The following is an 8,027-nucleotide window of genomic DNA, read 5'->3' on the forward strand; positions in this document are numbered from 1 at the left end:
GCGGGAAGCGTGGGACAGTTCGCGGGTCGCCGCGATTGAATGCCGCCGCCGCACGGACGGCCTGCGCCTGACTCCCGTCAGGCGCAGGCGGGCTTCACCAGACGGTGAGCGGGTCGCTGGCCACCATCGCGCTGCCGGGCTTGCAGCTGAACGCCTGAGCGAAGTAAGCCGAATTGCTCATGGGCGTCAGTACCCGGTACTTGGCTGGCGAGTGTGAGTCGGTGCGGATCTGGTTGATCAGGAACTCGGTACGCACCTTGCTGCGCCACACCAGCGCGTTGCTGAGGAAGAAGCGCTGCGCCGGCGTGTAGCCGTCGATCTTCTTGTCAGCGCCGCCGCTGCGCTTGAGCGCGCGCTGCAGGCCTTCATATGCGATTGGCAGGCCGGACATGTCGGAGATGTTCTCGCCCAGCGTCAGCTTGCCGTTGATGTTGTAGCCCGGCAGCGGCGAGATCGCGCTGTAGCGCTCGGCCACCTTGTCGGCGCGGGCCTTGTAGCCCGCGGCGTCGGCCGGCGTCCACCAGTCGGTGAGCGAGCCGCCGGCGTCGAAGTTGCGGCCGCTGTCGTCAAAGTGGTGCGTGATCTCGTGGCCGATGACCATGCCGATGCCACCATAGTTGGCCGCATCGTCAGCCTTGGCATCGAAGAACGGCGGCTGCAGGATGCCGGCCGGGAAGGTGATTTCGTTCAGGCCGCCGGCCTGTGCATTGACGACGTACGGCGCCATGCGCCAGCGGCCACGCTCCACCGGCGCGTCCAGGTCCTTGACCTGCTGGCCGCTATTCCAGAGCGACGCCTTGAGCCAGTTGCCCGCATAGTCGTTGCCGGTCAACTGCAGGCCTTCGTACTGCGGCCACTTCTCCGGTGCACCAATCTTGGCCTGCATGTTGGCCAGCTTCTCCAGCGCCTTGGCCTTGGTGCCCGGCGTCATCCAGTCCAGCTTCTCGATGCGGGCCTTCATGCTGGCGCGTACATCGTCGACAAGCTGCACCGCCCGCTTCTGCGCCTCGGGCGAGAACGCGCGTGAGACGAACAGCTCGCCCAGCGCCAGGCCCATGGGCTCGCTGCCGGTGCGACCGCCAATCTGAAGGATGACGTCCTCGCTGCGCGGGGCCGGAGCCTGCAGGCCGGTGAGGGTCTTGCCGCGGTACTCGAAGGCTGCAGTCGCGAAGGGCTTGGGCAGGCGCGACGCGGCGGCGTCCAGCGTGCGGACGGTCAGGTAGCGGCGCCACACCTCCAGAGGCGTGTCAGCGGCCAGCTTGGCGACGCGGGTGGCGAACTCGGGCTGGCTGACGATGAAGCGTTGGGGCAGCTTGGCGCCGGCCGTGAGCACGGCGAGGTAGGCGCTCCAGTCGAAGCCGGGCGCGGCGGCGGCCAGCTCGGCGGGGCTCATCGGGTTGTAGCTGGCGTTCGGGTCGCGCATCTTGGCCCGTTCGCGGGTGGCCTCGGCCAGTTGGGTCTCGAACGCAATCAGCGCATCCAGCTCTGCGTCGCTGGCCGGGCGGCTGGCGGCAGCCAGTACGGACTGCGCAAGCGTGCGGTAGGCGGTTGCGACGGTGCGCGTGCGCTCGTCGGTGCGGAAGTAGTCGTCGCGATCCGGCAGGCCCAGGCCCGAGGCGCCCAAGCTGAGCACGTTGCGGCGCGTGTCCTTGCGGTCGGGCTGCACACTCCAGCCCAGTGGTGCGCTGATGCCGCTGCGGTTCAGCAGCGCGATCAGCGCCGGCAGATCTTCCCGGCGCTGCAGGCCATCGATGCGGTTCAGCAGCGGCGTGATGGAGCTGATGCCTCGGGCTTCGATAGCGGCCTCGTCCATGCCGCTGGAATAGTAGGCGGCGATCAGCTTCAGGCCGGGCGTCGTCTGCAGCGCGGGCTTGTCGGCCAGGTCCTTCAGCGCCTTTTCCAGCAGCGCATCATTGTTCTGGCGCAACTGATCAAAGCTGCCGATGCGAGCGCGGCTGGCAGGCAGCTCGGTGGCGGCCTCCCAGGTGCCGTTGACGAAGGTGTAAAAGTCGTCGCAGGGGGCGACGTCCTTGGACAGGCCGCTCAAGTCGAGGGCGTGGACGGTGGCGGACAGGCCCAGCAGGGCAGCCGCGGCAGCGATGGCCAGGCGGTGGCGAGGGAATCGGGTCATGGGGGGGCTAAGCGGGGAAAGAAGAGGGATTAGACCGCCCGCCCGGGCAGGGCGACGGAAGACACAGGGCATGATTGCGGGTTTTCACCGAGACCATTGCCCTGGATATGCCCGCCTTCAAGCGCCTGACTCTGGCCTTCTTTGCCCCCATGCTGCTGTGCATGACCGCCCTGGCCCAGCCGGTGGCGGGTCAGGGCGCCACCTTCCCATCCAAGGTCTACGACACCTGGGCCCGGGCCTTCGCCAAGGCTGGTGGCGGCGTCGTCACCTACAAGGGCACGGGCTCGGGTGACGGGATCAAGCAGATCACGGCCCGCAAGGTCGACTTTGGCGGTACCGATGCGCCGCTGCCCGCCGCCGATCTGGCCAAGGCCAAGCTGGTGCAGATCCCCATGCTGGTGGGGGGTGTCGTGCCCGTCGTCAACCTGCCGGGCCTGGGCGCGACGCTGCAGCTCAATGGCGAGGTGCTGGCCGACCTCTTCATGGGTCGCGTCAAGTCATGGAACGACACGCGCATCGCTGCGTTGAACCCTGGCCTCGCGCTGCCGGCGCTGCCCGTCAAGCGCGTGGTTCGTGCCGAGAAGTCCGGCACCAGTGACGGTTTCAGCCGCTACCTGGCAGGGGCCTCCGCCGCGTTCAAGGCCGAGGTGGGTGCCGGACAGGCTCCGGCCTGGCCCGGCGAGCCGCTGAAGGCCGAAGGCAACGACGGCATGGTGCAGACGCTGCGCGCCACACCGGGCGCCATTGCGTACGTCTCCTACGACCGCGTGCTGCGCGACAAACTCGCCGCCGTGAAACTGCGCAACGCCGCAGGCCATTTCGTCGCGCCTTCGGAGCGTGGCTTCAGCGCTGCGGTGCTGGAGAGCGACATGCACCGCCAAGGCGACGATCTTGCGACATTGCTGGACCGCCCCGGCGCCGACGCCTGGCCCATCACACTGACCAGCTTCGTCCTCGTGGACGCGGAGCCTGTCGAGGCGGCCAAGGCCCAGGGCGCGCTGAAGTTCCTGTACTGGTGCTTCATGCATGGTGACGACCTCACTCGCGGCTCCGGGTTTGCGCCGCTGCCGGTGAGCGTGCAGTCCCGGCTGGCAGCGCGCTTCACGCAGGTGCGCCCCAGGGATGGCCGGCTGCCCGCCTACCAATCGTTCTGAGGGACACTTGCGGCATGGCTTCGCCCACCGAGATCACCGTCCACCAGCAGTCCCGCGTGCTGGAAGTTGCCTTCGACGACGGCGCGCGCTTTCGCATCCCGTTCGAGCTGATGCGCGTATACAGCCCCTCGGCCGAGGTCATGGGCCACGGCCCGGGCCAGGAGGTGCTGCAGACCGGCAAGCGCGACGTTGTCATCACCGGGCTGGAGCCGGTCGGGCACTACGCCGTGCGGCCCGAGTTCTCGGACGGCCATGCGAGCGGCCTGTTCTCCTGGGACTATCTCTACAAGCTCGGCAGCCAGCAGGAGGCGCTGTGGCGCGACTACGAAGACCGCCTCGCCGCCGCCGGCAAGGGCCGCGACGACGCCATGCCGGTCAAGGCCGGCGGCTCCTGCCACTCACATTGATGCCATGACGCAGACTCATTTTGGTTTCCAGCAGGTCGACGAGAACGAGAAGGCCGGCAAGGTCCGCGGCGTCTTCGACTCCGTCGCGTCCAAGTACGACCTGATGAACGACCTGATGTCGGCCGGTCTCCACCGGGCCTGGAAGGCCTACACCGTGCAGGTGGCCAACCTCAAGCCGGGCGAGCGCGCGCTGGACATCGCGGGTGGTACGGGCGACCTGTCGCGCGCCTTCGCCCGCAAAGTGGGTGAAACAGGTGTCGTCGTGCACACCGACATCAACGAGGCCATGTTGCGCCAAGGGCGGGACCGTCTGCTGGACGAGGGCCTGATCCTGCCGACCAGCCTGGCCGACGCCGAGAAGCTGCCTTTCAAGAGCGAGAGCTTCGACCTCGTCAGCGTGGCATTCGGCCTGCGCAACATGACGCACAAGGACCTGGCGCTGGCTGAGATGTGCCGCGTGCTCAAGCCCGGCGGTCGCCTGCTGGTGCTGGAGTTCTCCCGCATCGCCAAACCGCTGCGCAAGCCCTACGACTGGTATTCCTTCAACATCCTGCCCAAGCTGGGCTCGCTGTTTGCGGGCGACGCCGAGAGCTACAAGTACCTGGCCGAGTCCATCCGCATGCATCCGGACCAGGCGACGCTGAAGGCCATGATGAAGACGGCGGGCTTCGGCCACGTGGACGTCCACAACCTCAGTGCCGGCATCGTCGCCCTGCACGCCGGCATCAAGTGCTAGTTCCGGCCTAGGGTTAACGGCTCCCCGCGTGCATCGCGGGCCGCGTTGTGGCGGCGCTATCCTGATCGATTGGACCCATCCCCCTTGAATGTGGGGGCCAGGGAACTCTTCGCTTGAAACTGCTCTAACCGCGTACCGCTCACGAAGCCAGTAATGGGGTCGAGCGGCTCGCGGAAGCGACATATCGCGCCGCTACACTCGTTCGCTTACTTGGGGCAGGAGGCCCTTCCCATGCATAACAAGGACCCTCGTCAGATGGCTAACCAACTGATCCATCCCCGTGCCTCCCAGCTGCTGGTCGCCGTTGCGGCCGCGGCGCTGCTGGCGGCCTGCGGTGGTGACAAAGGTGACAAGGCGTCCCAGACGGCCGCCAAGGTCAACAAGGAAGAGATCACTGTCCACCAGATCAACTTCGTGTTGCAGCGCCAGCCGGGCCTCAAGCCCGAGCAGGCCGAGGCCGCCAGCCGGCAGGTGCTGGAGCGCCTGATCGACCAGGAACTCGCGGTGCAGAAGGGCCAGGAGCTCAAGCTCGACCGTGACCCGCGCGTCGTCCAGCAGATCGAAGCCGCCAAGCGCGAAATCGTCGCCAGGGCCTACGCCGAGCGCATCGGCGAGGGCGTCGCCAAGCCCAGCAGCGAAGAGATCGCCAAGTACTACAACGACAAGCCGGCCCTGTTCAAGGAGCGCCGCATTTACAGCCTGCAGGAGCTGCAGATCGAAGCCAGGCCCGAACAGTTCGAGGCCATCCGCGCGAAGCTGGCGGCTTCCAAAAGCCTCAACGAGTTCGCCGAGTACCTGAAGTCCGCCGAGCTGCGTTTCAACGGCAACCAAGCTGTGCGTGCTGCCGAGCAGCTGCCGCTGGCCAGCGTGGATGCCATCGCCCGGATGAAGGATGGCGACTCCATGGTCAGCCCCAGCCCCGCCGGCCTGACCGTTCTGTTCCTCGTCGGCTCGCGCAGTCAGCCCGTGGACGAGGCGCGTGCCCGCCCCGCCATCGAAGCCTTCCTGCTGAACCAGCGCAAGGCCGAGGCGGTGCAGAAGGACGTCAAGGCGCTGCGCGACAGCTCGAAGATCGAGTACGTCGGCAAGTTCGCGCAGCCGGCAGCCGCCGGTGCGCCGGCCGCGCAGCCGGCCGCCTCCGAGACCCCGGCAGTCGTGGCGCCTGCGGCCAGTGGCCTTGATCACGATGCCATTTCCAAGGGCATGGGGCTGAAGTGATGCGCGTCCAGAACCTCTTTCTCGCTGCCGTGCTCGGCCTCGGCGCCGCAGGTGCCCAGGCCCAGGCCGGCATGGCCACTGCGACGGCCACCGCCGTGGCGGCCGAATACCGGCTGGGTGCAGGCGACGTCGTCCGCGTCGTCGTCTATCAGAACCCCGACCTGACGCTGGAAACACGCGTCTCCGAAACCGGTGTCATCAGCTACCCGTTGCTGGGCAGCGTGCGCATCGGCGGCCTCGGCGTCAGCGCGGCTGAGAAGCTCATCGCTGATGGCCTGAAGAACGGCAACTTCGTGAAGTCGCCCCAGGTCACGTTGATCCTGCTGCAGGTCAAGGGCAACCAGGCCAGCGTGCTGGGCCAGGTCAACCGTCCGGGGCGCTACCCGATCGAGACGACCGATATGCGCATGACCGACCTGCTGGCCAATGCCGGCGGCGTGGCCACCACCGGCGCCGACATCCTCGTGCTCAGCGGCACGCGCGCCGGCAAGCCCTTCCGCATGGAAATCGATCTGCCCAGCGTCTTCGGCCCCAGCGCCGATGCCAGCCGGGCCAGCGACGTGGTGATCCAGAACGGCGACGTGCTGTGGGTGGACCGCGCGCCGCTGGTCTATATCTATGGTGAGGTGCAACGCCCCGGCCCGATGCGGCTGGAGCGTGGCATGACGCTGATGCAGGCGCTCGCCTCCGGTGGCGGCCTGAACCAGCGTGGCACCGAGCGTGGCATCCGAGTACATCGCAAGTCGGCCGATGGCAAGGTACAGGTGGTGCAGCCGGGCATGGACGACGGCCTCAAGGAAGGCGACGTCGTCTACGTCAAGGAAAGCCTGTTCTGAAACGTTTGAATTGAGCCCGCTATGACATTTGGACAGTTCATTGCCATCCTGCGTGCGCGCTGGATGCTGGCCCTGGGGGTTTTGCTCGGAATCGTGCTGATCAGTGTTGTGCTGAGCCTGACGCTCACCAAGCAGTACACAGCGACTGCCAGCATCGTGGTCGACGCCAAGCCAGATCCGTTCTCGGCATTGGGCTATCCCTCGCTGGTGACACCGGCCTTCATGGCTACACAGGTCGACATCATCCAGAGTGATCGTGTCGCCCAGCGCGTCGTGCGCATGCTGAAGTTGACCGAGAACCCGCAAATCCGCCAGCAGTGGTTGGATGCGACCGGGGGCGAAGGGAGCATGGAGGTCTGGCTGGCCGACAGCTTCCAGAAGAAGATGGATGTCAAGCCTTCGCGCGAGTCCAATGTCGTCAGCGTTTCGTACAAGGCCCCCGATCCGAAGTTCGCAGCGGGCCTGGCCAATGCCTTTGTCCAGGCCTATCTCGACACCGTGCTGGAGCTGAAGACCGATCCGGCTAAACGCTACAGCAGCTTCTTCGATGCTCGCTCCAAGGAGGCGCGCGACACACTGGAGGCAGCTCAGGCCAAGCTCAGCGCGTTCCAGCGCGAGAAGGGCATCTTCAACGCCGACGAGCGCCTGGATGTCGAGAACGCACGCATGAGCGAGCTGTCCTCACAACTGGTGGCGTTGCAGGCCATCTCCGCCGAGTCTGTCAGCCGCAATGCCCAGGCAACCGGCGCGTCGGCGGACCGTCTGACCGAAGTGTTGAACAGCCCCATCGTGGGCCAACTCAAGTCCGATCTCGCGCGTTCCGAAGCTCGATTGCAGGAGCTTGGCTCCCGCCTTGGAGACAGCAATCCGCAGGTCATCGAGCTCAAGGCCAACATCGCCGAGACCAGGCTCAAGATCGTCGACGAAACCCGGCGCATCACCGGCGGCGTGGGCGTGACCAACACGATCAACAGACAGCGCGAAGCACAGGTGCGCTCCGAGCTCGAAGCCCAGCGCACCAAGGTGCTTCACATGAAGCAGGTTCGTGACGAAGGCGCCGTGTTGATCCGCGACGTCGACAACGCGCAGCGAGCCTATGACGCCGTGCTGGCGCGCTTGACGCAGTCCAGCCTCGAAGGCCAGGCTACTCAGAGCAACGTGTCCGGCCTGACCGTGGCGCTGCCACCGCCGGACCCGTCGTTCCCGAACCCGACGCTGAATCTGCTTCTGGCCGTGTTTGGCGGCACGCTCCTCGGTGTGCTTGCTGCCTTCATCAGGGAGATCATGGACCGTCGCATCCGCCTTGTGGAGGACCTCACTGTTGGCCTGGGCATTCCGGTCATCGGTGTGATGCCCAAGCCCGGTTCTAAAAAGAAGGGGCGTTTGGCGATTGCGGACGCGCAGCGTCGTGTCATCGGCCAGTTGCCGAACCCAGCCAAGTGACCCATCGCGGACTCAAGAGTCAGAGAAGAACGAGGATTCAACATGACCGAAGCTAAGGCCGGGCATTCCATGGCGGGGCCCGAAGTCCGTGATCGCTCCATT

7 protein-coding genes are annotated in these 8,027 nt (G+C 66.3%); 6 read left to right on the forward strand and 1 reads right to left on the reverse strand.

Features of this window, described 5'->3' with window-relative positions; all coding sequences use genetic code 11:
- Positions 1-94: 94 nt before the first annotated feature.
- Positions 95-2,131: a M13 family metallopeptidase gene (locus tag VGF12_RS21515; protein WP_331178095.1), complete on the reverse strand. Its 2,037-nt coding sequence runs from the start codon at positions 2,129-2,131 to the stop codon at positions 95-97.
- 107 nt (positions 2,132-2,238) lie between these two features.
- Between VGF12_RS21515 and pstS the strand changes: the two genes are divergently transcribed.
- The 6 genes from pstS to epsF all read left to right on the forward strand — a co-directional run bounded on the left by pstS (position 2,239) and on the right by epsF (position 7,925).
- Positions 2,239-3,285 (forward strand): phosphate ABC transporter substrate-binding protein PstS, encoded by a 1,047-nt coding sequence (gene pstS / locus VGF12_RS21520; protein WP_331178096.1) that lies wholly within the window; start codon positions 2,239-2,241, stop codon positions 3,283-3,285.
- A 14-nt stretch (positions 3,286-3,299) separates the two neighbouring features.
- The gene (locus VGF12_RS21525; RefSeq protein WP_331178097.1) at positions 3,300-3,692 is read left to right on the forward strand and encodes a DUF971 domain-containing protein; all 393 of its coding nucleotides are present in this window, start codon (positions 3,300-3,302) and stop codon (positions 3,690-3,692) included.
- A gap of 4 nt (positions 3,693-3,696) precedes the next feature.
- Positions 3,697-4,428 carry a bifunctional demethylmenaquinone methyltransferase/2-methoxy-6-polyprenyl-1,4-benzoquinol methylase UbiE gene (gene ubiE / locus VGF12_RS21530; protein WP_331178098.1) on the forward strand — a complete coding sequence of 244 codons (732 nt, stop codon included), beginning with the start codon at positions 3,697-3,699 and terminating at the stop codon, positions 4,426-4,428.
- A gap of 255 nt (positions 4,429-4,683) precedes the next feature.
- On the forward strand, positions 4,684-5,646 hold the full coding sequence (locus VGF12_RS21535) for an EpsD family peptidyl-prolyl cis-trans isomerase (protein ID WP_331178099.1): 963 nt from the start codon (positions 4,684-4,686) through the stop codon (positions 5,644-5,646).
- A complete protein-coding gene (gene epsE / locus VGF12_RS21540; RefSeq protein WP_331178100.1) occupies positions 5,646-6,482 on the forward strand; it encodes a polysaccharide export protein EpsE in 837 nt (278 codons plus the stop codon). Before VGF12_RS21535 ends, epsE begins: the two co-directional genes overlap by 1 nt.
- 21 nt (positions 6,483-6,503) lie before the next feature.
- The gene (gene epsF / locus VGF12_RS21545) at positions 6,504-7,925 is read left to right on the forward strand and encodes a chain length determinant protein EpsF (protein ID WP_331178101.1); all 1,422 of its coding nucleotides are present in this window, start codon (positions 6,504-6,506) and stop codon (positions 7,923-7,925) included.
- Positions 7,926-8,027 lie beyond the last annotated feature (102 nt).

Source organism: Roseateles sp., assembly GCF_036404855.1.
In the GTDB taxonomy this organism is placed as follows: domain Bacteria; phylum Pseudomonadota; class Gammaproteobacteria; order Burkholderiales; family Burkholderiaceae_C; genus Pelomonas.